A 21,514-nucleotide genomic window follows, 5' to 3' on the forward strand; every position below is an offset into this window, starting at 1 on the left:
GCTCTGCTCAGTTGCGGATCTTGGCCGTGATGAAGGCTTGCAGGTCGGACAGGGCAACCGGTTGCGACTCGGCGTCACGGCGGCCCTTGTACTCCAGGGTGCCTTCGTCCAGGCCGCGCTCGCTGACGACGATGCGGTGCGGAATACCGATCAGCTCCATGTCGGCGAACTTCACGCCGGGGCTGGTCTTCTTGTCACGGTCGTCCAGCAGCACTTCGAAGCCGGCGGCGGTGAGGTCGGCGTACAGCTTGTCGGTGGCGGCGCGCACGGCTTCGTTCTCGTACTTCATCGGCACGATGGCGATCTGGAAGGGCGCCAGTGCGGCCGGCCAGAGGATGCCGCGGTCGTCGTAGTTCTGCTCGATGGCGGCGGCGACCACGCGGGATACGCCGATGCCGTAGCAGCCCATGATCAGGGTGACCGGCTTGCCGCTCTCGCCCAGTACGGAGAGCTTCATGGCGTCGCTGTACTTGGTGCCGAGCTGGAAGATGTGGCCGACTTCGATGCCGCGGCGGATCACCAGGGTGCCCTGGCCGTCCGGACTCGGGTCGCCCTCGACGACGTTACGCAGGTCGGCGATCTCCGGTACCGGCAGGTCGCGTTCCCAGTTCACGCCGAAGTAGTGCTTGTCGTCGACGTTGGCACCGGCGACGAAGTCGCTCATCAGGGCCACGGAGCGGTCGATGATGCAGGGCAGCGCAAGGTTCAGCGGGCCGAGGGAGCCGGGAGCGGCGCCGATGGCGGCCTTGATGTCCGCTTCGCTGGCCATCTGCAGGGGGCTGGCTACCAGCGGGTGGTTGCCGGCCTTGATCTCGTTGAGTTCATGGTCGCCACGAACGACCAGGGCGATCAGCTTGCCCTCCTCGGCCGCATGCACGACCAGGGTCTTGATGGTCTTCTCGATCGGCGCGCCGAATTTCTCGACCAGGTCGGCGATGGTCTTGGTCTCGGGGGTGTCGACCAGGCGCAGTTCCTCGGTAGCGGCGCCGCGAGCGGTTTCACGGGGCAGGGCCTCGGCCTTCTCGATGTTGGCGGCGTAGTCGGTGGATTCGCCGAAGACGATGTCGTCCTCACCGGAGCCGGCCAGCACGTGGAATTCGTGGGAGCCGCTGCCGCCGATGGAGCCGTTGTCGGCCTGCACGGCGCGGAAGTCCAGGCCCAGGCGGGTGAAGATCTTGCTGTACGCGTCGTACATGACGTCGTAGGTCGCCTGCAGGGACTCCTGGCTGGTGTGGAAGGAGTAGGCGTCCTTCATGATGAACTCGCGGCCACGCATCAGGCCGAAGCGCGGACGGATCTCGTCACGGAACTTGGTCTGGATCTGGTACATGTTGATCGGCAGCTGCTTGTAGCTGTTCAGCTCATTGCGCGCCAGATCGGTGATGACTTCCTCGTGGGTCGGGCCGACGCAGAAGTCGCGGTCATGGCGGTCCTTGACGCGCAGCAGCTCGGGGCCGTACTGCTGCCAGCGACCGGACTCCTGCCACAGTTCGGCGGGCTGGATGGCGGGCATCAGCACTTCCAGGGCGCCGGCGGCGTTCATTTCCTCGCGAACGATGGCCTCGACCTTGCGCAGTACCCGCAGACCCATTGGCAGCCAGGTGTACAGACCGGACGCCAGCTTGCGGATCATGCCGGCGCGCAGCATCAGCTGATGGCTGATGACGACCGCATCGGAAGGGGTTTCTTTCAGAGTGGAAAGCAGGTACTGACTGGTACGCATCTTTGGCCGTTATGTCGGTTGCGAAGAGGGATATAGGCTGGGCATTGTACGGTGCAGGTCTGGCTGCGTACAGGGCGCGGCGGGCAGAGACGGAGGAGCAAGGTGAGTCGACTCAGTGCAGCGCAGGTGCAGGCGTTCATCCGGGCTGGATTGCCCATGGCCGATGACATGGATTTTCGTATCGATGCGCTGGAGGGGCGTAGTGCGTTCGCGCGGATTCCCTTCCACGGCAAGCTGGTTCGCCCCGGCGGAACGGTTTCCGGGCCGACCATCATGGCACTGGCGGATGCGGCGATGTATGCGGTGATTCTGGCTCAGCTGGACAACGTCGAGATGGCGGTTACTTCCAACCTTAATATCAACTTTCTCAGCAAGCCGAAGCCGGAAGATCTTCTGGCGGAGGCAAAGATATTAAAGTTGGGGCGTCGTCAAGTGGTATGTGAAGTGTCTGTCTATTCCGTGAGCAATCAGGAGGAGTTGGTTGCCCATGTAACCGGCACCTATGTACTGCCGATGTAACAAGTTCGTTCGAAGTTGTTTGCAAGTTGCAAGAAAAAGCCCGGCCGAAGCCGGGCTTTTCATTACCTGCGGTTCGCTCTGTATTACAGAACGGACAGCGGGTAGTCGATGATCAGACGGAACTCGTCGATATCGCCTTCGGCCTGATCGGTATTGGCGCGGTGCCAGGACTGACGAGCACGGAAGGACAGATCCTTCGCCGGACCGGCCTGTACTACGTACTTGGCCTCGACGTTGGTTTCGTGGTGCTTGCCGTCTTCGCCATAGCCATAGGCAGCGTACGGGCTGGTCGGGTCGATCTTGGTGCCGTCGATGTCGTCACCGTGAACGTAACGGGTCATGAAGGTCAGGCCAGGTACGCCGTACTCTTTCATGTTCAGGTCGTAGCGAGCCTGCCAGGATTTTTCACCCGGACCGTTGAAGTCGGAGTACTGGATGGAGTTGGCGAGGAAGATCGAGTCGCCGCCAGCGTTGTTGTCGCCGATGCCGATGTAGTCGAACGGAGTGTTGCCGTTCACCTTCTGGAAGGCCAGGGTCAGGGTGTGCGCCTGCAGGAAGGAGTAGGCGGCGGCCAGCGAGTAGGTGTTGTTGCTGATGTCACCCAGCTTGGACGAGCCCGAGTCGCGGGTGTTGTAGTAGTTGACGTCGAAGCCCAGGGACTGGTCGTCGGCGATCGGCAGGGTGTAGTTCAGGTTGACGTAGTACTGGTCCCACAGGTCTTCGACCTGGGCGCCGTACAGCTGTGCGCTGAACTGGTCGTTGAACTGGTACTTGCCACCGACGAAGTCAGCGGAGTTGGCGGTAACGCCACCGTATTGCGACCAGATTTCGCCGTCACGGTTGGTGGTGTCCTGGCCGGTACCGGAGTAGTAGTGACCGCCTTCCAGATCCAGGCCGTCGATTTCGCTGCTCATCAGCGCGATACCGCTGGCGGTTTGCGGCAGCAGGCGGGTGCCGCCTACGGCGAATACCGGGGCGGTGGGCTGCATGTCACCGGCTTTCAGCTCGGTCTTGGAGATGCGGACCTTGACGGCGCCGCCGGCTTTGCCGAAGTCGTCGGCTTTCTCGCCATCGGAATGAACCGGCAGGTTGCCGGTGCCGCCGTAGCCGCTGCCGCCGTCGAGTTTCAGGCCCAGGTAGCCGAAGGCATCAACGCCGAAGCCAACAACGCCCTGAGTGAAGCCGGAGTTGTAGTTGGCCCAGAAGCCCTGGGTCCAGTCGCGGGCGTCGCGAGCACCATCAGTCTTGTTGCGATTGAAGTAGTAGTTGCGAACCAGGAAGTTCAGGCTGCTGTCTTCGACAAAGCCTTTGGCGTCAGCCTGGTTGCCTACGAAGGGCTCGGCCATTGCCAGTTGCGTGGTGCCTGCAGATACCGCCAGGGCGATGGCGCTCCACTTCATCACTTTCATTGTGATTGCTCCTTTGGTTTTGAAATTATCTGCCATCACAGTGCCGCGGTGACGGCTCATTCTTTTTGTCGGCGCTAACTTATAGCACGCGTGTTCTCTTGGCGATAGTTGCCTAAATAAACACGCGAAAACTTTACAGGGCTGTCGCAAACCTGCATGCAACATGTCGCATTCAGGTAGATTCCATGTTGCAAAAAGAGATTGCTCCCCCCGATTCGCAGCATGTTCTGGATTGCGTCAGCCAACGTGGTTCGTTCTCCATTGACCACTTTCGGGTTCCCTTCGTCGCGCTGCCTTTGGCTTGGCGTGACGTCGATGTCCTTGCCCCTTGTCCTTCGGCTAGCAACAAGCGTGCACAATTGCCCCGCCGATTGCCGTGCGTCGCCGGGCTTGCGACGCGATGACGCATTTCACGGCTTCCTTGGCCGATTTGCAATAAACAGCATGCGGTGGAGTCGTTTTCAGAATTGTGTCGTGAACGTTGGTTTAACGATTTTTCGAGGCTTTTCAGTGCTATTGGCTGGCGGTTCCCTTCCGGCGGCCTGTTGTCGGAATCTGTCGCATTTGCGCTCTGCACGGTGCTGGGGCCTGCCGGGCAACGTTTCGCGCCATGCAGGTGCGGCGGGCGTATTCGCTGGCGGGGCGCTCTAGTATCCTTCGCGCCCTTCGGCCCCTGGCGGGGCTAGTCTTATCAATGCGTTCGTCGAACAGGAGAGGTCGTTATGTTCGTCCTGGATTCCCGCCTCAAGCAGGACACCGTCGCGGTGGGGGATTTTCCATTGAGCAGTCTGCTGCTGATGAATGACTCGCAGTATCCGTGGTTCATCCTGGTGCCCCGTCGTGAGGATGTCAGTGAGTTGTTCCAGCTCGATCCCGATGATCAGCAGCAACTCTGGAGGGAGGCCACGCAGCTGGCCGAGACCCTCAAGGACACCTTTTGTGCCGACAAGATGAACGTTGCCAATCTCGGTAACGTCGTCAGTCAGCTGCACGTGCATGTGATCGTTCGCCGTCGCAGCGACGCCGCCTGGCCAGGGCCTGTCTGGGGGCGTCATCCGGCGGTGCCTTACAATGTCGAGGAGCTCGCTCGCCTGCGCGAAAAGCTGCGCATGGCGCTGGGCGATGAGTTCCGTTTCGCGCAGGAGTGAGTGTGATGGAGCTGGAAGATCGGGTTGCCGACCTGGAGAGTCGGTTGGCGTTCCAGGATGATGCGCTGCAGACCTTGAGCGACGTGGTCTATGAGCAGGAACGGGTGATCGAGCGGCTGCGACTGCAGATGCAGGCGTTGATCAAGCGTCTGGAGGATTTGCAGGGGCAGGTGGGTGTCGCGGAGGATGAGGCGCCGCCACCGCATTACTGAGGCTGGAGAACCGAGCCAAAAAAAAAGCCCGCCAATCGGCGGGCTTTTTATTGGAGCTTTCAGCGGTCTTGTTGCAGCGTTCAGCGGCGGTTGGGCAGGGCTGCGATCACATCTTCGGCCTGCAGTCCCTTGTCACGCTGGACGACGGAGAACTCCACTCGCTGTCCTTCGATCAGGATGCGGTGGCCTTCGCCGCGGATAGCGCGGAAGTGCACGAAGATGTCTTCCCCGGTGTCGCGGGAAATGAAGCCGAAGCCCTTGGAGGTGTTGAACCACTTCACGGTGCCGGTTTCGCGGTTCTCGTCGCTGATCGGTGCGGCAGGCGTAGCAGCGCCGGTTTTGCTCAGGCTGGCGGCCCACTGCAGGATGACCGCGGCGGCCAGGCTCAGCAGTGGCAGCAGGATGGCCGGCTGCTCGCCGATGAAAGGCAGCGGAGCGAGCAGGATCAGCATTTGCAGCACGACGGCCAGAACCATCAGGGCAGTCGACAGGCTTTGCAGTGCGGCGGGTTGCTTGAGGTTGCTGCCGGGAGCGAGCAGCAGGCTGGTCAGGCCGAGCAGGGCAAGGTAGATGGCATCGCTTTGTTGCAGGTAGGGCAGGGCATCGTTGCGCAGACTGGGGACGAACGACAGCAAGAGTGCTGCGACGCCCGTCAGGAGATGGACGACTTTCAACATGGCTACGGATTCACCTTGAGCGGGTAACGAAGAAGCAGCCGTCCCTTGATGCGACGCCAGATAAGAAAATGAAAGCGTGCCGGGCGGCCTATGCGTGTACGCACGGCGGTTATTTAACAGCAAACCACTTGCCTTCACAAATCAACCGCTTAGGTCATTCCGGGAGGAGCAAGGCCCGCCTGCGGAGGGGCTTCCTTCTATCTATAAGGAGGATCAGTCATCGAGCGGGCTGCTGAGCATCCGGGTGGACTTGTCGTGAGCCTGAATACGCTTGGTGAGCAGGTCGGCGGTGGGGCGGGGCGTCGTTGGCCTTGATCGCCAGGGGAAAGATTGCGGGCGGTACGGACCATGGACTCCTGCCTCTGTCCCTGCGCCAGTAGTCGTGACAGGCCTTTGGCGATGGCGGCAGGATACTGTTCGGCGAATCCGTGCGCCCTGGCGGCGGCTGCCGGTACCTGGCTGCAACCTGCGGATTTTTCAGGCTATAATCCGCGTCTTTGCCGCGGGACGCGGGCCCGTGGCAGTGTGATCAGTCAAGGTGCCCCATGCCGATTTACGAGTACCAGTGCCAGTCCTGCGCGCATCAGCTGGAATCGCTGCAGAAGATCAGCGATGCGCCGTTGGTCGATTGTCCGGCCTGCAAGGCTCCCGAATTGAAGAAGATGTTGTCGGCTCCGGGCTTCCGCCTGGGCGGCAGCGGTTGGTACGAGACCGACTTCAAGACCGGGGCGAAGAAGAACCTGGCCTCCGGCGATGCCCCAGCGGCCTGTCCGGCCACCGGTTGCGGTGGTGGCGGCTGCTCCGCCAGCGAATGAGCGGTTCCCTAGAATTCAAGACTTTCGAGAAGCGAAACACACCATGATGCGCAGCCACTATTGCGGCCAGTTGAACGAGAGCCTGGACGGCCAGGTAGTCACTCTTTGCGGTTGGGTACACCGTCGCCGCGACCACGGCGGGGTGATCTTCCTCGACGTGCGTGACCGTGAAGGTCTGGCCCAGGTGGTGTTCGACCCGGATCGCGTCGAGACCTTCGCCAAGGCCGACCGCGTGCGTAGCGAATATGTGGTGAAGATCACCGGTAAGGTGCGCCTGCGCCCCGAAGGCGCGCGCAACGCCAACATGGCTTCCGGCGCCATCGAAGTGCTGGGCCATGAACTGGAAGTGCTGAACCAGGCCGAGACCCCGCCGTTCCCGCTGGACGAATACTCCGATGTGGGCGAGGAAACCCGCCTGCGCTACCGCTTCATCGACCTGCGTCGCCCGGAAATGGCCGCCAAGCTGAAGCTGCGCGCGCGCATCACCAGCAGCATCCGCCGCTACCTGGACGACAATGGCTTCCTCGACGTGGAAACCCCGATCCTCGGTCGCCCGACTCCGGAAGGCGCGCGTGACTACCTGGTGCCGAGCCGCACCTACCCGGGCCACTTCTTCGCCCTGCCGCAGTCGCCCCAGCTGTTCAAGCAACTGCTGATGGTGGCCGGCTTCGACCGCTACTACCAGATCGCCAAGTGCTTCCGCGACGAAGACCTGCGTGCCGACCGCCAGCCGGAATTCACCCAGATCGACATCGAGACCAGCTTCCTCGACGAAAGCGACATCATCGAAATCACCGAGAAGATGGTGCGCCAGCTGTTCAAGGAAGTGCTGAACGTCGAGTTCGACGAATTCCCGCACATGCCGTTCGAAGAGGCCATGCGCCGCTACGGTTCGGACAAGCCTGACCTGCGTATCCCGCTGGAACTGGTCGACGTGGCCGATCAGCTGAAGGACGTCGAGTTCAAGGTCTTCTCCGGCCCGGCCAACGATCCGAAGGGCCGCGTTGCTGCCCTGCGCGTTCCGGGCGGTGCGAGCATGCCGCGCAAGCAGATCGACGACTACACCAAGTTCGTCGGTATCTACGGTGCCAAGGGCCTGGCCTACATCAAGGTCAACGAACGCGCCAAGGGCGTGGAAGGCCTGCAGTCGCCGATCGTGAAGAACATCGCCGAGCCGAACCTGAATGTGATCCTCGATCGCGTCGGTGCAGTCGACGGCGACATCGTGTTCTTCGGCGCCGACAAGGCCAAGATCGTTTGCGATGCCCTGGGTGCGCTGCGCATCAAGGTCGGCCATGACCTCAACCTGCTCACCAAGGAGTGGGCGCCGATGTGGGTCGTGGACTTCCCGATGTTCGAAGAGAACGACGACGGCAGCCTGACCTCGCTGCACCACCCGTTCACCGCGCCCAAGTGCACCCCGGAAGAGCTGGAGGCTAACCCGGCCGGCAAACTGTCCCGTGCCTACGACATGGTGCTCAACGGCACCGAGTTGGGCGGCGGCTCCATCCGTATCCACGACAAGGCCATGCAGCAGGCGGTGTTCCGCGTGCTGGGCATCGACGATGCGGAGCAGGAAGAGAAGTTCGGCTTCCTCCTCGACGCCCTCAAGTACGGCGCGCCGCCGCACGGTGGCCTGGCCTTCGGCCTGGACCGTCTGGTCATGCTGATGACCGGCGCGGCCTCGATCCGCGAAGTCATCGCCTTCCCGAAAACCCAGAGCGCCGGCGACGTCATGACCCAGGCTCCGGGCACCGTGGACGGCAAGGCTCTGCGCGAGCTGCACATCCGCCTGCGCGAGCAGCAGAAGGCCGCCGAGTAAGTCGATTCAGATTGCAGCGGCGCCCGTCCTGCGGGCGCCGCCTGCGAAGCAAACACGCGATACGGAGTGAGTTATGGCTGGTCATTCCAAATGGGCCAACATCAAGCACCGCAAGGAACGTCAGGACGCCAAGAAGGGCAAGATTTTCACCAAGCTCATTCGTGAGCTGACCGTCGCCGCCAAGCAGGGCGGCGGGGTGCCGGCGGATAACCCGCGCCTGCGCCTGGCCGTGGACAAGGCGCTGACCGCGAACATGACCCGCGACACCATCGATCGCGCCATCCAGCGCGGCGTGGGCTCCAGCGAAGCGGACAACATGGCCGAGCTGACCTACGAAGGTTACGCGCCCAGCGGCGTGGCGATCATCGTTGAAGCCATGACCGACAACCGCAACCGCACCGCGGCTGAAGTGCGCCATGCCTTCAGCAAGTGCGGCGGCAACCTGGGTACCGATGGTTCGGTGGCCTACATGTTCGAGCGCAAGGGCCAGATCAGCTACGCGCCGGGTGTGAACGAAGAAGCCCTGATGGATGCCGCGCTGGAAGCCGGTGCCGACGACGTGGTGGTCAACGACGATGGTTCCATCGACGTCTTCACCACCTTCGCCGACTTCATCTCGGTCAACGAAGCGCTGACCGAAGCCGGTTTCAAGGGCGAGGAAGCCGAGATCACCATGATCCCGTCGACCACTGCGACCCTGGACCTGGAGACCGCGCAGAAGGTCCTCAAGCTGATCGACATGCTCGAAGACCTGGATGACGTGCAGAACGTCTACTCCAATGCGGACATTCCGGACGAGGTGATGGCCCAGCTGGGCTGATCCCACCGCCGGCGATGTTCTGAAGCCGGAAGCGGGAGTGGTCGTCAGCGGCGCCTCCCGCTTCCGGTTTTTGTTTTGAAGTCCGCGTTACGGACAAGGTTTGATCGGACGGACATGACCCTGATTCTCGGCATCGACCCAGGCTCACGGATTACCGGCTTCGGCGTGGTGCGCGACACCGGCCGCGGCTGCGAATACGTGGCGTCGGGCTGCATCCGTACCGGCAACGGCGAGCTGTTCGAGCGCCTGCAGATTGTCTTTCGCGGCGTGCGCGAGGTCATCCAGACCTACCAGCCGACCATGATGGGCATCGAGCAGGTGTTCATGGCGCGCAACGCCGACTCGGCGCTGAAGCTGGGGCAGGCGCGCGGCGCAGCCATCGTTGCGGCGGCGGAAGAGGGGCTGCAGATCGCCGAGTACACCGCCAGCCAGGTCAAGCAAGCCATTGCCGGTACTGGCGGCGCGGACAAGCAGCAGGTCCAGATGATGGTCATGCATCTGCTGAAGCTTACGCAGAAACCGCAGATCGACGCCTCCGACGCCCTGGCCATCGCCCTGTGCCATGCGCACACCCGGCAGAGCCTGGTACCGCATGGTCTGGTAGGCGCTCGTCGTCGTGGCGGCCGTCTGCGCCTGTGATTCTGAATCTAGAGATTAAGGACGCTTACCTGTGATTGGACGCCTGCGTGGCACCCTGGCGGAGAAACAGCCGCCGCACCTGATCGTCGACGTGAACGGGGTGGGCTACGAGCTCGAAGTGCCGATGACCACGCTGTATCGCCTGCCGAGCCTGGGCGAGCCGGTGACGCTGCATACGCACCTGGTGGTGCGTGAGGATGCTCATCTGCTCTACGGCTTCGCCGAGAAGCGCGAACGCGAGCTGTTCCGCGAGCTGATTCGCCTCAACGGGGTGGGTCCGAAACTTGCCCTTGCACTGATGTCGGGTCTGGAAGTCGACGAACTGGTACGCTGCGTCCAGGCGCAGGATACTTCCACCCTGGTGAAGATTCCGGGAGTCGGCAAGAAGACCGCCGAACGCCTGCTGGTCGAGCTCAAGGATCGTTTCAAGGCCTGGGAAAATATTCCCTCGATCGCACCGCTGGTGGTGGAACCCAAGTTGGTTGCCGCAGTCTCAAGCGCCGAATCCGATGCTGTCAGCGCGCTGATTGCCCTGGGCTTCAAGCCTCAGGAAGCGAGCCGCGCCGTGGCCGCCGTACAGGAAGAAGGTTTGTCCAGCGAAGAACTCATCCGCCGCTCGTTGAAAGGCATGGTCTAGGTAGACATTGATGATCGAAGCCGATCGCCTGATTTCCTCAGCTTCCAGTCGCGACCGCGAAGAGCAGTTCGACCGTGCCATCCGCCCGCTCAAGCTGGCGGACTACGTCGGCCAGCCGGTGGTGCGCGAGCAGATGGAGCTGTTCATCCAGGCGGCCCGCGGGCGTCAGGAAGCCCTCGATCACACGCTGATCTTCGGCCCGCCCGGCCTGGGTAAGACGACCCTGGCGAACATCATCGCCCAGGAGATGGGCGTTTCGATCAAGAGCACGTCCGGCCCGGTGCTGGAGCGGCCCGGCGACCTGGCGGCAATTCTCACCAACCTCGAACCGAACGACGTGCTGTTCGTCGACGAGATCCATCGCCTGTCGCCCATTGTCGAAGAAGTGCTGTACCCGGCCATGGAAGACTTCCAGCTGGACATCATGATCGGCGAAGGCCCGGCGGCGCGTTCCATCAAGCTCGACCTGCCGCCGTTCACCCTGGTCGGTGCGACCACTCGCGCTGGCATGTTGACCAACCCGCTGCGCGACCGCTTCGGCATCGTCCAACGCCTCGAGTTCTACGGCGTGGACGACCTGTCCAGCATCGTCGCACGCTCGGCAGGGATTCTCGGTCTGGAGATCGAGCCCGCGGGTGCCTACGAGATCGCCCGTCGCGCACGCGGTACGCCGCGGATCGCCAACCGCCTGCTGCGCCGGGTGCGGGACTTCGCCGAGGTGCGTGGCACCGGGCACATCAGCAGCGACATCGCCGACAAGGCGCTGAACCTGCTGGATGTTGACGAGCGCGGCTTCGATCATCAGGATCGCCGCCTGCTGCTGACCATGATCGACAAGTTCGACGGCGGCCCGGTGGGCATCGACAACCTGGCGGCAGCCATCAGCGAAGAAAGACACACGATTGAAGACGTGCTGGAGCCCTATCTGATCCAGCAAGGCTATATCATGCGCACACCCCGGGGACGTGTAGTGACCCGGCATGCATACCTGCATTTCGGCCTGAATGTGCCGAAGCGGATGGGGGAGGGGGCAACGCCGGATCTGTTCGCCCCTGAAGATGGTAATTAATAGCATTTGCGGGCGATTGCCGATTGGCAAAGCCTCTACTTGGTTCTAAAGTATGCGCGCGCAACACGGGGATCAGCCGTTCCAGCAGCGGTTTCGGGTCTATTACGAAGACACCGATGCCGGCGGCATCGTCTACTACGTCAACTACCTCAAGTTCATGGAGCGGGCTCGTACCGAGCGGCTGCGTGACCTGGGCTTTGCCCAGTCGCAGCTGGCGGGAGAGAACCTGCTTTTCGTCGTTCATTCGGCAGAAGCGCGCTATCACGCGCCGGCTCGCCTGGATGACGAGCTGCTCGTCAGCGCCGAGGTCGAGGAGTTGAACCGCGCGAGCCTGAAGTTTCGTCAACAGGTTCGGCGGGCGTCGGATTCGACCTTGCTCTGCGAGGGGCGATTCCTGGTGGCGTGCGTGCGGGCGGACAACCTGAAGCCCCGCGCTATCCCAGATGTGTTGCGCGCGGCATTTGCCGGCAGTCCGGACACCCTTTCAGCAGGAGATTAACGTGGAACCGAACGTCGTCGACCATACCTCGATGTGGAGCTTGATCAGTAATGCCAGCATCGTGGTGCAGCTGGTCATGCTGACCCTGGTGGCCGCCTCGGTCACTTCGTGGATCATGATTTTCCAGCGCAGCAACATGATGCGCTCGGCCAAGAAGGCACTGGAAACCTTCGAAGAGCGCTTCTGGTCGGGCATCGACCTGTCCAAGCTCTACCGCCAGGCCGGCAGCAACCCCGACCCGGATTCGGGCGTCGAGCAGATCTTCCGTGCCGGCTTCAAGGAATTCTCCCGTCTGCGTCAGCAGGCCGGCGTCGATCCGGATGCGGTGATGGAAGGTGTCGCCCGCGCCATGCGCGTCGCCATTTCCCGTGAGGAAGAGAAGCTGGAAACCAGTCTTCCGTTCCTCGCCACCGTCGGTTCCACCAGTCCGTACATCGGTCTGTTCGGCACCGTGTGGGGCATCATGAACTCCTTCCGTGGCCTGGCCGCGGTACAGCAGGCCACCCTCGCCACCGTGGCGCCGGGTATCGCCGAAGCGCTGATCGCCACCGCCATCGGCCTGTTCGCGGCCATCCCCGCGGTCATCGCCTACAACCGCTTCTCCGCTCGCTCGGAAATGCTCATTGGCCGCTACTACACCTTCGCCGACGAGTTCCAGGCCATCCTGCACCGCAAAGTGCACACCAGCGACGACTGAAGACGACGTAAGAGGTAAGCCGATATGGCAAGGGTTCGTCACAAGCGCAAGCCGGTCGCCGAAATGAACGTGGTGCCCTACATCGACGTGATGTTGGTGCTGCTGGTCATTTTCATGGTGACCGCGCCGATGCTCAACCAAGGGGTCAAGGTCGACCTGCCCAAGGTTTCCAGCGAGGCGCTGCCGCAGGACAACGATTCGCGTGTCCTCACTATCTCCATCAAGGCCGACAAGACCTACTACTGGAACATGGGTTCCGAGGTCAATCCGGACCAGGGCAAGGGCAGCCAGACTGCCGTCTCCCTCGACCAACTGGTCAGTGCCGCCACCGGCATCCTGGCCGAGAATGGTCGCCAGGGTAAGAAAGTCCAGGTCTTCGTCCGCGGTGACAAGGCAGTCGACTATGGTTCGGTCATGGCCGTCATGGGCGGCCTGCAGAAAGCCGGGGTTGGCAACGTCGGTCTGATTACCGAGGCGCCGGGGACTTGATGCACCAGCTCGAGCGCTCTCCTTCGGAAAGCTACTTCTGGCCGATCGTTCTGGCCGTAGCTCTGCACGTCCTGATCTTCGCCATGCTCTTCGTCAGCTGGGCCATGACGCCTGAACTGCCGCCTTCGCGGCCGATCGTTCAGGCCACCCTGTACCAGCTGAAATCCAAGAGCCAGGCGACCCAGCAGACCAACCAGAAGATTGCCGGCGAAGCCAAGAAAACTTCGGCGAAGCAGTACGAGCAGGAGCAGCTCGAGCAGAAGAAAGCCGAGCAGCAGGCCATCGCCGAAGCCAAGGCCGAGGAACAAAAGAAGGCCGAGGTAGCTCAAAAGGCGGCTGAGGCGAAGAAAGAAGCCAAAGAGGCAGAGGCCAAGAAAGAGGCCGAAGCCAAGAAGGCGGAGGAGGCCAAGAAGGCCGCCGATGCCGCCGCGGCCAAGAAAGAGGCTGAGGCGAAGGCAGCTGCCGAGAAGCAGCAGGCTGATATCGCCAAGAAGAAGGCCGAGGAAGAAGCCAAGAAACAGGCGGCTGACGAGGCCAAGAAGAAAGCGGCGGAAGAGGCCAAGAAAAAGGCTGCCGAGGACGCGAAGAAGAAAGCTGCTGCTGACGAGGCCAAGAAGAAAGCCGCCGCGGTGGCGGAGGCCAGGAAGAAGGCGGCTGCGGCTGCAGCCCGCAAGGCGCAGGAAGACAAGAAGGCCCAGGCGCTGGCTGAGTTGCTGTCGGACGATACGCAGCGACAACAGGCCTTGGCTGACGAGCAAGGTAACGAGGTGGCGGGCAACTACGATGACCTGATCGTGAGCCTGGTCAGTCAGCAGTGGAACCGCCCACCTTCGGCTCGTAACGGAATGAGCGTAGAAGTGCTGATTCAGATGCTGCCGGACGGGACCATCACCAATGTGAGCGTGACCCGCTCCAGCGGTGACAAACCTTTCGATGACTCGGCCGTGGCCGCGGTCCGAAATGTAGGGCGAGTTCCCGATCTGCAAAAACTGGATCGTGCCACTTTCGATAGCCTGTATCGTCAGCGTCGTATGGTCTTCAAACCGGAGGATTTAAGTCTGTGAGTACCCTGATTCGCTTCGCGCTGTTCGCCCTGGCCCTGGTGGCTGGCGCGGCGCAGGCCGCCGACCCGCTGGTGATTTCCAGCGGTCGCGATTCGGCCGTCCCGATTGCCGTGGTTCCGTTCGGCTGGCAAGGCGGCAACGTCCTGCCCGAGGACATGTCCAGCATCATCGGCAACGACCTGCGCAACTCCGGTTACTTCGAGCCGATCCCGCGCCAGAACATGATCAGCCAGCCGGCCCAGGCCAGCGAAGTGATCTACCGCGACTGGCAGGCCCTTGGCGCGCAGTACGTCCTGGTCGGCAGCATCGTGCCGGCCGGCGGTCGTCTGCAGATCCAGTATGCCCTGCTCAACGTGGCCACCCAGCAGCAGGTCCTGACCGGCAGCGTGGGCGGCACCACTGACCAGCTGCGCGACATGTCGCACTACATTGCCGACCAGTCCTTCGAGAAGCTCACCGGCATCAAGGGCGCGTTCTCCACCAAGCTGCTCTACGTGACTGCCGAGCGCTTCTCCGTGGACAACACCCGCTACACCCTGCAGCGTTCCGACTATGACGGCGCACGCCCGGTGACCCTGCTGCAGTCCCGCGAGCCGATCCTGTCGCCGCGTTTCTCGCCCGATGGCCGCCGTATCGCCTATGTCTCCTTCGAGCAGAAGCGTCCGCGCATCTTCATGCAGTACGTCGACACCGGTCGCCGCGAGCAGATCTCCAACTTCGAGGGCCTCAACGGTGCCCCGGCCTTCTCGCCGGACGGCAACCGCCTGGCCTTCGTGCTGTCGCGCGATGGCAACCCGGAGATCTACGTGATGGACCTGGGCAGCCGCCAGCTGCGTCGCCTGACCAACAACCAGGCGATCGACACCGAACCCTTCTGGGGTGCCGATGGCTCGACCCTGTACTTCACGTCGGACCGTGGCGGCAAGCCGCAGATCTACAAGATGAACGTGAACTCCGGCGCCACCGACCGTGTGACTTTCATTGGCAACTACAACGCCAACCCGAAACTTTCCGCGGATGAGAAAACCCTGGTAATGGTTCACCGCCAGGACGGTTTCACCAACTTCCAGATCGCGGCCCAGGACCTTCAGCGCGGCAATCTGCGCGTGCTCTCCAACACCACGCTGGACGACTCGCCCACTGTTGCGCCCAATGGCACGATGCTAATATACGCCACCCGCCAGCAGGACCGGGGCGTGCTGATGCTCGTCAGCATCAATGGACGCGTTCGGTTGCCAATTCCCACCGCTCAAGGCGATGTGCGCGAGCCTTCCTGGTCCCCTTACCTGAACTGACGGTTGCCAACTGTTTCAAACTTATACACTGGGGTTCATTAGGAGTTACATGATGGAAATGCTGAAATTCGGCAAGTTTGCCGTTATCGCCCTCGCCATGGCTGTTGCCGTCGGCTGTTCGTCCAAGAAAGGCGATGCTACTGGTGAAGGCGCCAATGGCGGCGTTGACCCGAACGCTGGCTACGGCGCCAACAGCGGTGCCGTTGACGGCTCCCTGAGCGACGAAGCCGCTCTGCGCGCTATCACCACCTTCTACTTCGAGTACGACAGCTCCGACCTGAAGCCGGAAGCCATGCGTGCCCTGGACGTACACGCCAAGGACCTGAAAGGTTCCGGCCAGCGCGTAGTCCTGGAAGGCCACACTGACGAGCGCGGTACCCGCGAATACAACATGGCCCTGGGCGAGCGTCGTGCCAAGGCCGTTCAGCGCTACCTGGTACTGCAGGGCGTTTCCCCGGCTCAGCTGGAACTGGTTTCCTACGGTAAAGAGCGTCCGGTTGCCACTGGCCACGACGAGCAGTCCTGGGCCCAGAACCGTCGCGTTGAGCTGAAGAAGTAAGACGTGATGCCGATGCGCCTGCGTTTTCTGACCTTGATCGTATGCGGCCTGCCCCTGATGGCGGCGGCCGCGGTTCCGGTACAGGACGGCAATGGTGGCGGTTACGCCAGCCAGCCGCCCTCGGGGTATGGCACCGCAGGCGCTGAGGGCGCCTATGCCGGAGGCGGGATGACTAGTCAGCCCGTCTCCGGACAGGCTCAGCTGTTCATGCAGCTGCAGCAGATGCAGGACGAAATGTCCCGTCTGCGCGGCATGCTCGAAGAGCAGCAGAACCAGATCCAACAGATGAAGCAGGAAAACCTGGAGCGTTACCAGGACCTCGACAGCCGCATCTCCAGCGGCGCGGGTGCCGGTGCTGCCGGCGCTGCTCAACAGAATTCCTCCGCTGCCGGCGTCGGTGCCGGCGCTGCCGCAGGTGCCGGCGCAGCCGCCGCTGCACAACAGCAGCCGCCTGCTGCCGCTGCCAGCAACGAGCCGGGTGACCCGGCAAAAGAAAAGCTTTACTACGACGCCGCCTTCGACCTGATCAAGGCCAAGGACTTCGACAAGGCCAGCCAGGCCTTCGGCGCCTTCCTGCGCAAATACCCGAACAGCCAGTACGCTGGCAACGCGCAATACTGGCTGGGTGAAGTGAACCTCGCCAAGGGCGATCTGCAGGGCGCCGGCCAGGCCTTCGCCCGCGTCAGCCAGGCCTACCCGAGCAGTGCCAAGGTGCCCGATTCGCTGTACAAGCTCGCCGACGTAGAGCGCCGCCTGGGCAACGCCGACAAGGCTCGTGGCATCCTGCAGCAGGTGATTGCCCAATACCCGGGTAGCTCCGCTGCACAACTGGCCCAGCGTGACCTGAAGAACCTCAAGTAAGGTTCTGTCTGAAGCATCCGAAAAGCCCGCGCTTGTAGCGGGCTTTTTCGTTAGAATTCCCACCCCTCGGGAAACGCCAGTGGTTTCAGCTCGGCTGATGTCTACGGTGCCCCGTTTATGCCGAGCGTGCTCGTCGCGCTCCTGACTCCAACGCAACGGAGGCGGATGGCCTGTATCGCCGTCACGCCCGTGGCTGATATGCAACAGACTCTGCGAATCACCGAGATTTTCTACTCGTTGCAGGGGGAAACGCGCACCGCCGGCTTGCCGACAGTGTTCGTACGCCTGACCGGCTGTCCCCTGCGCTGCCAGTACTGCGATACCGCCTACGCTTTCAGCGGCGGCGAAGTCCAGTCCCTCGACGCCATCCTCGAACGCGTCGCCGCCTATAAGCCGCGCTATGTCTGCGTCACCGGTGGCGAACCGTTGGCCCAGCCCAACTGCATCCCGCTGCTGCAGCGTCTCTGTGACGCCGGCTACGACGTGTCGCTGGAAACCAGCGGCGCGCTGGATATCTCTGCCGCCGACCGCCGCGTCAGTCGTGTGCTGGACCTGAAGACTCCGGGTTCAGGTGAAGTGGCGCGCAACCGCTACGAGAATATCGGGGAGCTGACGCCCAACGACCAGGTCAAGTTCGTCATCTGTTCCCGCGAGGATTACGACTGGGCGGTCTCCAAGCTGATCGAATACCGCCTGGAAGAGCGCGCCGGCGAGGTGCTGTTCTCGCCCAGTCATCGTCAGGTAGAAGCGCGGGCGCTGGCCGACTGGATCGTCAGCGACAACCTGCCGGTGCGCCTGCAACTGCAGTTGCACAAGATTCTCTGGAACGACGAGCCGGGCCACTGAGCGCGGAGGGGACCTGATTTATGAGCGTTGAGAAAACCATGAGCGACAAGAAAGCTGTGATCCTGCTCTCCGGTGGCCTGGACTCCGCCACCGTGGTCGCACTGGCCAAGGCTGAAGGCTACGACTGCTACACCATGAGCTTCGACTATGGTCAGCGCCATCGCGCCGAGCTTCAGGCGGCCGAGCGTGTGGCGCGCCAACTGGGCGTCATCGAGCACAAGGTGATCGGCCTGAACCTGAACGGCATTGGCGGTTCGGCCCTGACCGACAGCAGCATCGATGTGCCGGAAGCGCCGAGCGAAGGTATCCCGGTGACCTACGTGCCAGCGCGCAATACCGTGTTTCTCTCGCTGGCCCTGGGCTGGGCAGAGGTGCTGGGTGCGCGGGACATCTTCATCGGCGTGAACGCCGTGGATTACTCCGGCTACCCGGATTGCCGGCCGGAGTTCGTCGAGGCGTTCGAGCGCATGGCCAACCTCGCCACCAAGGCCGGTGTGGAGGGCGAAGGATTCCGCATCCAGGCGCCGCTGCAGTTCCTTTCCAAGGCGCAGATCGTCCAGGCGGGCATGGCCCAGGGCGTGGACTACAGCCTGACCGTTTCCTGCTATCAGGCGGACGATGACGGGCGCGCGTGCGGCAAGTGCGACAGCTGTAGGCTGCGTGCTGACGGCTTCCGCGCGGCCGGGATTTCCGACCCGACGCGATATTTCTGAAAAAAGTTTTCTCGGGGTGTTGTTTTTACGTTAGAAATCAGTATTATACGCACCACGCCGGGTCGTTAGCTCAGTCGGTAGAGCAGTTGGCTTTTAACCAATTGGTCGTAGGTTCGAATCCTACACGACCCACCAGCATATCCTGCAAAAGCCCCGTGATCGAAAGGTCACGGGGCTTTTGCTATGCGCCGGAAAAAGTCCGCCGTGTGGCCTCCGACGGCGCGTCGTCCGCAGGGCGGTGGTGATAAAATCGTCGGCATAATCAGAACCGCGCCTGTAGAGGTTTCCACACGATGTCCCAGATTTCCGAACGCCTGCTGGTTCAGGCACACCTCGCTGCCAAGCAGCCGCGGGTGCTGAGCGCGCAGGAAGAGGCCGAGTACCGTGCGGCCATCGCTGCCGAGCTGAAAGCTCAGAACGCCGTGCTGGTCGCGCATTACTATTGCGACCCGGTGATCCAGGCGCTGGCCGAGGAAACCGGCGGTTGCGTGTCCGATTCGCTGGAAATGGCCCGCTTCGGCAACCAGCATCCGGCGCAGACCGTGGTGGTGGCCGGTGTTCGCTTCATGGGTGAGACCGCGAAGATCCTCAACCCGGAAAAGCGCGTACTGATGCCGACCCTGGAGGCGACCTGCTCGCTGGACCTGGGGTGTCCGGTGGATGAGTTCTCGGCGTTCTGCGACCAGCATCCGGAACGCACCGTGGTGGTCTATGCGAACACCTCGGCGGCGGTAAAGGCGCGTGCGGACTGGGTGGTGACCTCCAGCTGCGCGGTGGAAATCGTCGAGCACCTGATGGACAACGGCGAGCCGATCCTCTGGGCGCCGGACCAGCACCTGGGGCGCTACATCCAGCGCGAAACCGGTGCGGACATGCTGCTCTGGGACGGCGCGTGCATCGTCCACGAAGAGTTCAAGGCCAAGCAACTGGAAGATCTCAAGGCGGTCTACCCGGACGCCGCGATCCTGGTGCACCCGGAGTCGCCGGAAGCCGTGGTCGAACTGGCCGATGCGGTGGGTTCCACCAGCCAGCTGATCAAGGCGGCGCAGACGATGCTGAACAAGCGCTTCATCGTCGCCACCGACCGCGGCATCTTCTACAAGATGCAGCAGCTGTGCCCGGACAAGGAATTCATCGAAGCCCCTACCGCCGGTAACGGCGCGGCGTGCCGCAGCTGTGCGCATTGCCCGTGGATGGCCATGAACACCCTGGAGCGCACTCTGGCTTGCCTGAAGGAGGGCAGTGGCGAAATCTTCGTTGACCCGGCGCTGATCCCCAAGGCCATCAAGCCGCTCAAGCGCATGCTCGATTTCACCCAGGCCGCCAGGCTGAAGGTGGCGGGCAACGCCTGATCCAGTGCGCTGAAATGGAAAAGGCCCGGCTTGATGCCGGGCCTTTTTCGTTTCTACCGATGTGATTTTCGCAAGGATCAACGGCCCATCATCTGCTTCAGCAACTGCTCCTGATCGCGGAACTCCTGCTGGCGGGCATCCAGGCGCGCGGCCAGGGTGAAGTTGCCACCCGCGCGGCGCTTGGCGAAGTCCAGCTGCTCGATCGCGTGCTTGTAGTCGCCGGTCAGCGCGTAGAACTCCGCGCGAGCCTGGTACACGCCGATCGCGTTGCCGCTGAGGGTGCAGGCATCGGCCAGTCGGCTCCAGACATCCGGGTCCAGCGGCCGCTTCTGCGACAGCTTGAACAGGACCTTCTCAGCGTCGGCGGCGCGGTTGGTCTTCATCATCAGGTCAGCCTGGGCCTGGATCAGCGGGTAGCTGTCCGGGTATTGGCCGAGCATCTTCTGAACCCGGGCCTGGGCGTCAGGCAGCTTGTTGGCGGTGATGTCCACGTCGACCATCGCCAGGTTGTAGCTGATGTCGTTGGGCGCCTTGGCCAGCAGTTGCTGGAGGCCGCTGCGTGCTTCGTTGAGCTGGCCGATCCGGGTCTGCGAAAGGGCCAGGCCATAGCGTGCGGCATCGTTCTTCGGGTCTTCATCGAGCTCCGCGCGGAACTGCTTGCTGGCCATGCCCGGAGTGTCCTCGAACATCTGCTGGACACGGGCGCGCATCAGTTCGTAGCGCAGGGTGTCTTCCTTGCCGCCCTTGGGGTATTGCTCGGCACGGTTGCGGGTGTCGGCGATACGCGAGTCGGTGACCGGGTGGGTCAGCAGGAATTCTGGCGGCTTGCCCTCGTAGCGATACTGACGGGCGAGGCGCTCGAACATGTTGGGCATGGAGCGCGGGTCATAGCCGGCACGGACCATGGTGGTCACGCCGACCCGGTCGGCTTCCTGTTCGTTCTGCCGGGAGAAGCGCAGCTGGTTCTGGATCGCCGCCGCCTGGGTCGAGGCGATGGCGGCGATACCGGCATCGCCGGCGCCGGCCGCGGCCGCGACGATACCGGCCAGCATGGCCGCCATCACCGGCAACTGCATGCGTTGCTGGGCCTCGATGCCGCGGGCGAAGTGGCGTTGACTCAGGTGACCCAGTTCGTGGGCCAGTACGGCGATGTACTCACCTTCGCTCTGGGCGTAGAGGAACAGGCCGCCGTTGACGCCCACGACACCGCCGGGGGCGGCGAAGGCGTTGATCTGCTTGTCGCGGATCAGGATGAATGCCAGGCGGTGATCCTGCAGTTCGCTGGATTCGGCCAGGCGGTACACGGTGGATTCGACGTAGTCCTTGAGTTGCGGGTCGTTGAGCGTATCGACCTGGCTGCGCAGCATGCTCAGCCAGGCGCGGCCGAGCTGGAACTCCTGCTCCGGGGATACGATGGACGAGCTGGCGTCGCCCAGGGATGGCAGATCGTCCGACATCGCGGGCGCTGCGAGAGCGCAGGCGATGGTGAGCAGGGCAGGGCGCAGTACTTTCATGTACAAGAGGCTCGTTCCGAGAAAGGCTCTACTTTAGCCGCACGCTATTGCCAATGCCTAGGTTCCCAGGCGCGACTGCTGCGCAAATCGAACTTGGCGTTTTCCGTGCTGTCCGCGCGCGCAGCCGCGAGGCTG

General features: G+C 62.6%; 23 protein-coding genes, 1 tRNA gene and 1 pseudogene. 20 read left to right on the plus strand and 5 right to left on the minus strand.

The features are described from left to right. Window positions 1-7: 7 nt before the first annotated feature. Entirely contained in the window at window positions 8-1,723 is a 1,716-nt protein-coding gene (locus ACQ5BL_RS01595) for a proline--tRNA ligase (protein WP_243805740.1), read from the minus strand. Window positions 1,724-1,879: 156 nt separating this feature from the next. Between ACQ5BL_RS01595 and ACQ5BL_RS01600 the strand changes: the two genes are divergently transcribed. Then, the gene (locus ACQ5BL_RS01600; protein WP_207885278.1) at window positions 1,880-2,242 is read left to right on the plus strand and encodes a PaaI family thioesterase; all 363 of its coding nucleotides are present in this window, start codon (window positions 1,880-1,882) and stop codon (window positions 2,240-2,242) included. An 83-nt stretch (window positions 2,243-2,325) separates the two neighbouring features. On the opposite strand, the gene ACQ5BL_RS01605 is transcribed toward ACQ5BL_RS01600, so the two are convergent. Beyond that, complete coding sequence (locus tag ACQ5BL_RS01605; RefSeq protein ID WP_207885037.1) at window positions 2,326-3,651, minus strand: OprD family porin; 1,326 nt, start codon at window positions 3,649-3,651, stop codon at window positions 2,326-2,328. A gap of 722 nt (window positions 3,652-4,373) precedes the next feature. On the opposite strand from ACQ5BL_RS01605, the gene ACQ5BL_RS01610 reads away from it, so the two are divergent. Together ACQ5BL_RS01610 and ACQ5BL_RS01615 are read left to right on the plus strand one after the other, a co-directional pair. Then, on the plus strand, window positions 4,374-4,799 hold the full coding sequence (locus ACQ5BL_RS01610) for an HIT family protein (protein ID WP_207885036.1): 426 nt from the start codon (window positions 4,374-4,376) through the stop codon (window positions 4,797-4,799). A 5-nt stretch (window positions 4,800-4,804) separates the two neighbouring features. Then, window positions 4,805-5,011, plus strand: a complete 207-nt coding sequence (locus tag ACQ5BL_RS01615; protein WP_207885035.1) for a SlyX family protein — start codon at window positions 4,805-4,807, stop codon at window positions 5,009-5,011. 80 nt (window positions 5,012-5,091) lie between these two features. Here ACQ5BL_RS01615 and ACQ5BL_RS01620 read toward each other — a convergent pair whose 3' ends face one another. Beyond that, complete coding sequence (locus ACQ5BL_RS01620; RefSeq protein WP_243806129.1) at window positions 5,092-5,322, minus strand: cold-shock protein; 231 nt, start codon at window positions 5,320-5,322, stop codon at window positions 5,092-5,094. Window positions 5,323-5,424: 102 nt separating this feature from the next. Then, window positions 5,425-5,688, minus strand: a pseudogene (locus ACQ5BL_RS01625) (cold shock domain-containing protein membrane protein); the annotation flags it as partial. A gap of 545 nt (window positions 5,689-6,233) precedes the next feature. On the opposite strand from ACQ5BL_RS01625, the gene ACQ5BL_RS01630 reads away from it, so the two are divergent. The 17 genes from ACQ5BL_RS01630 (at window position 6,234) to nadA (ending at window position 19,865) form a co-directional block, all read left to right on the plus strand. Further along, the gene (locus ACQ5BL_RS01630) at window positions 6,234-6,503 is read left to right on the plus strand and encodes an FmdB family zinc ribbon protein (RefSeq protein ID WP_015478285.1); all 270 of its coding nucleotides are present in this window, start codon (window positions 6,234-6,236) and stop codon (window positions 6,501-6,503) included. A gap of 43 nt (window positions 6,504-6,546) precedes the next feature. Next, on the plus strand, window positions 6,547-8,325 hold the full coding sequence (gene aspS / locus ACQ5BL_RS01635) for an aspartate--tRNA ligase (RefSeq protein ID WP_243805738.1): 1,779 nt from the start codon (window positions 6,547-6,549) through the stop codon (window positions 8,323-8,325). 73 nt (window positions 8,326-8,398) lie between these two features. Further along, complete coding sequence (locus tag ACQ5BL_RS01640) at window positions 8,399-9,145, plus strand: YebC/PmpR family DNA-binding transcriptional regulator (RefSeq protein WP_207885032.1); 747 nt, start codon at window positions 8,399-8,401, stop codon at window positions 9,143-9,145. A 114-nt stretch (window positions 9,146-9,259) separates the two neighbouring features. Beyond that, window positions 9,260-9,784: a crossover junction endodeoxyribonuclease RuvC gene (gene ruvC, locus ACQ5BL_RS01645; protein ID WP_207885031.1), complete on the plus strand. Its 525-nt coding sequence runs from the start codon at window positions 9,260-9,262 to the stop codon at window positions 9,782-9,784. A 31-nt stretch (window positions 9,785-9,815) separates the two neighbouring features. Continuing rightward, the gene (gene ruvA, locus ACQ5BL_RS01650) at window positions 9,816-10,421 is read left to right on the plus strand and encodes a Holliday junction branch migration protein RuvA (RefSeq protein ID WP_184589721.1); all 606 of its coding nucleotides are present in this window, start codon (window positions 9,816-9,818) and stop codon (window positions 10,419-10,421) included. A 10-nt stretch (window positions 10,422-10,431) separates the two neighbouring features. Next, entirely contained in the window at window positions 10,432-11,490 is a 1,059-nt protein-coding gene (gene ruvB / locus ACQ5BL_RS01655; protein ID WP_207885030.1) for a Holliday junction branch migration DNA helicase RuvB, read from the plus strand. A gap of 52 nt (window positions 11,491-11,542) precedes the next feature. Next, complete coding sequence (gene ybgC / locus ACQ5BL_RS01660) at window positions 11,543-11,989, plus strand: tol-pal system-associated acyl-CoA thioesterase (protein ID WP_152221570.1); 447 nt, start codon at window positions 11,543-11,545, stop codon at window positions 11,987-11,989. A gap of 1 nt (window position 11,990) precedes the next feature. Beyond that, entirely contained in the window at window positions 11,991-12,686 is a 696-nt protein-coding gene (tolQ, locus tag ACQ5BL_RS01665; protein WP_207885029.1) for a protein TolQ, read from the plus strand. 24 nt (window positions 12,687-12,710) lie between these two features. Then, a complete protein-coding gene (gene tolR / locus ACQ5BL_RS01670) occupies window positions 12,711-13,175 on the plus strand; it encodes a protein TolR (protein ID WP_207885028.1) in 465 nt (154 codons plus the stop codon). After that, complete coding sequence (tolA, locus tag ACQ5BL_RS01675; RefSeq protein WP_243805736.1) at window positions 13,172-14,239, plus strand: cell envelope integrity protein TolA; 1,068 nt, start codon at window positions 13,172-13,174, stop codon at window positions 14,237-14,239. Before tolR ends, tolA begins: the two co-directional genes overlap by 4 nt. After that, window positions 14,236-15,534 (plus strand): Tol-Pal system beta propeller repeat protein TolB, encoded by a 1,299-nt coding sequence (tolB, locus tag ACQ5BL_RS01680; RefSeq protein WP_207885026.1) that lies wholly within the window; start codon window positions 14,236-14,238, stop codon window positions 15,532-15,534. Before tolA ends, tolB begins: the two co-directional genes overlap by 4 nt. 52 nt (window positions 15,535-15,586) lie before the next feature. Next, window positions 15,587-16,093: a peptidoglycan-associated lipoprotein Pal gene (gene pal / locus ACQ5BL_RS01685; RefSeq protein ID WP_017522099.1), complete on the plus strand. Its 507-nt coding sequence runs from the start codon at window positions 15,587-15,589 to the stop codon at window positions 16,091-16,093. Between the two features lie 6 nt (window positions 16,094-16,099). Then, the gene (gene ybgF, locus ACQ5BL_RS01690) at window positions 16,100-16,954 is read left to right on the plus strand and encodes a tol-pal system protein YbgF (RefSeq protein WP_207885025.1); all 855 of its coding nucleotides are present in this window, start codon (window positions 16,100-16,102) and stop codon (window positions 16,952-16,954) included. Window positions 16,955-17,152: 198 nt separating this feature from the next. After that, window positions 17,153-17,800, plus strand: coding sequence for a 7-carboxy-7-deazaguanine synthase QueE (gene queE / locus ACQ5BL_RS01695; protein WP_243805734.1), 648 nt, complete (start codon window positions 17,153-17,155; stop codon window positions 17,798-17,800). A gap of 38 nt (window positions 17,801-17,838) precedes the next feature. Beyond that, entirely contained in the window at window positions 17,839-18,513 is a 675-nt protein-coding gene (gene queC / locus ACQ5BL_RS01700) for a 7-cyano-7-deazaguanine synthase QueC (protein WP_243806127.1), read from the plus strand. Window positions 18,514-18,572: 59 nt separating this feature from the next. Continuing rightward, window positions 18,573-18,648: transfer RNA gene (locus ACQ5BL_RS01705), tRNA-Lys, on the plus strand. Between the two features lie 158 nt (window positions 18,649-18,806). After that, window positions 18,807-19,865 (plus strand): quinolinate synthase NadA, encoded by a 1,059-nt coding sequence (gene nadA / locus ACQ5BL_RS01710; RefSeq protein ID WP_243805732.1) that lies wholly within the window; start codon window positions 18,807-18,809, stop codon window positions 19,863-19,865. A 77-nt stretch (window positions 19,866-19,942) separates the two neighbouring features. Here nadA and ACQ5BL_RS01715 read toward each other — a convergent pair whose 3' ends face one another. After that, window positions 19,943-21,379 carry a M48 family metalloprotease gene (locus tag ACQ5BL_RS01715; protein ID WP_207885022.1) on the minus strand — a complete coding sequence of 479 codons (1,437 nt, stop codon included), beginning with the start codon at window positions 21,377-21,379 and terminating at the stop codon, window positions 19,943-19,945. Window positions 21,380-21,514 lie beyond the last annotated feature (135 nt).

This window comes from Pseudomonas sp. B1-22, from assembly GCF_050474425.1.
Lineage (GTDB): Bacteria > Pseudomonadota > Gammaproteobacteria > Pseudomonadales > Pseudomonadaceae > Pseudomonas.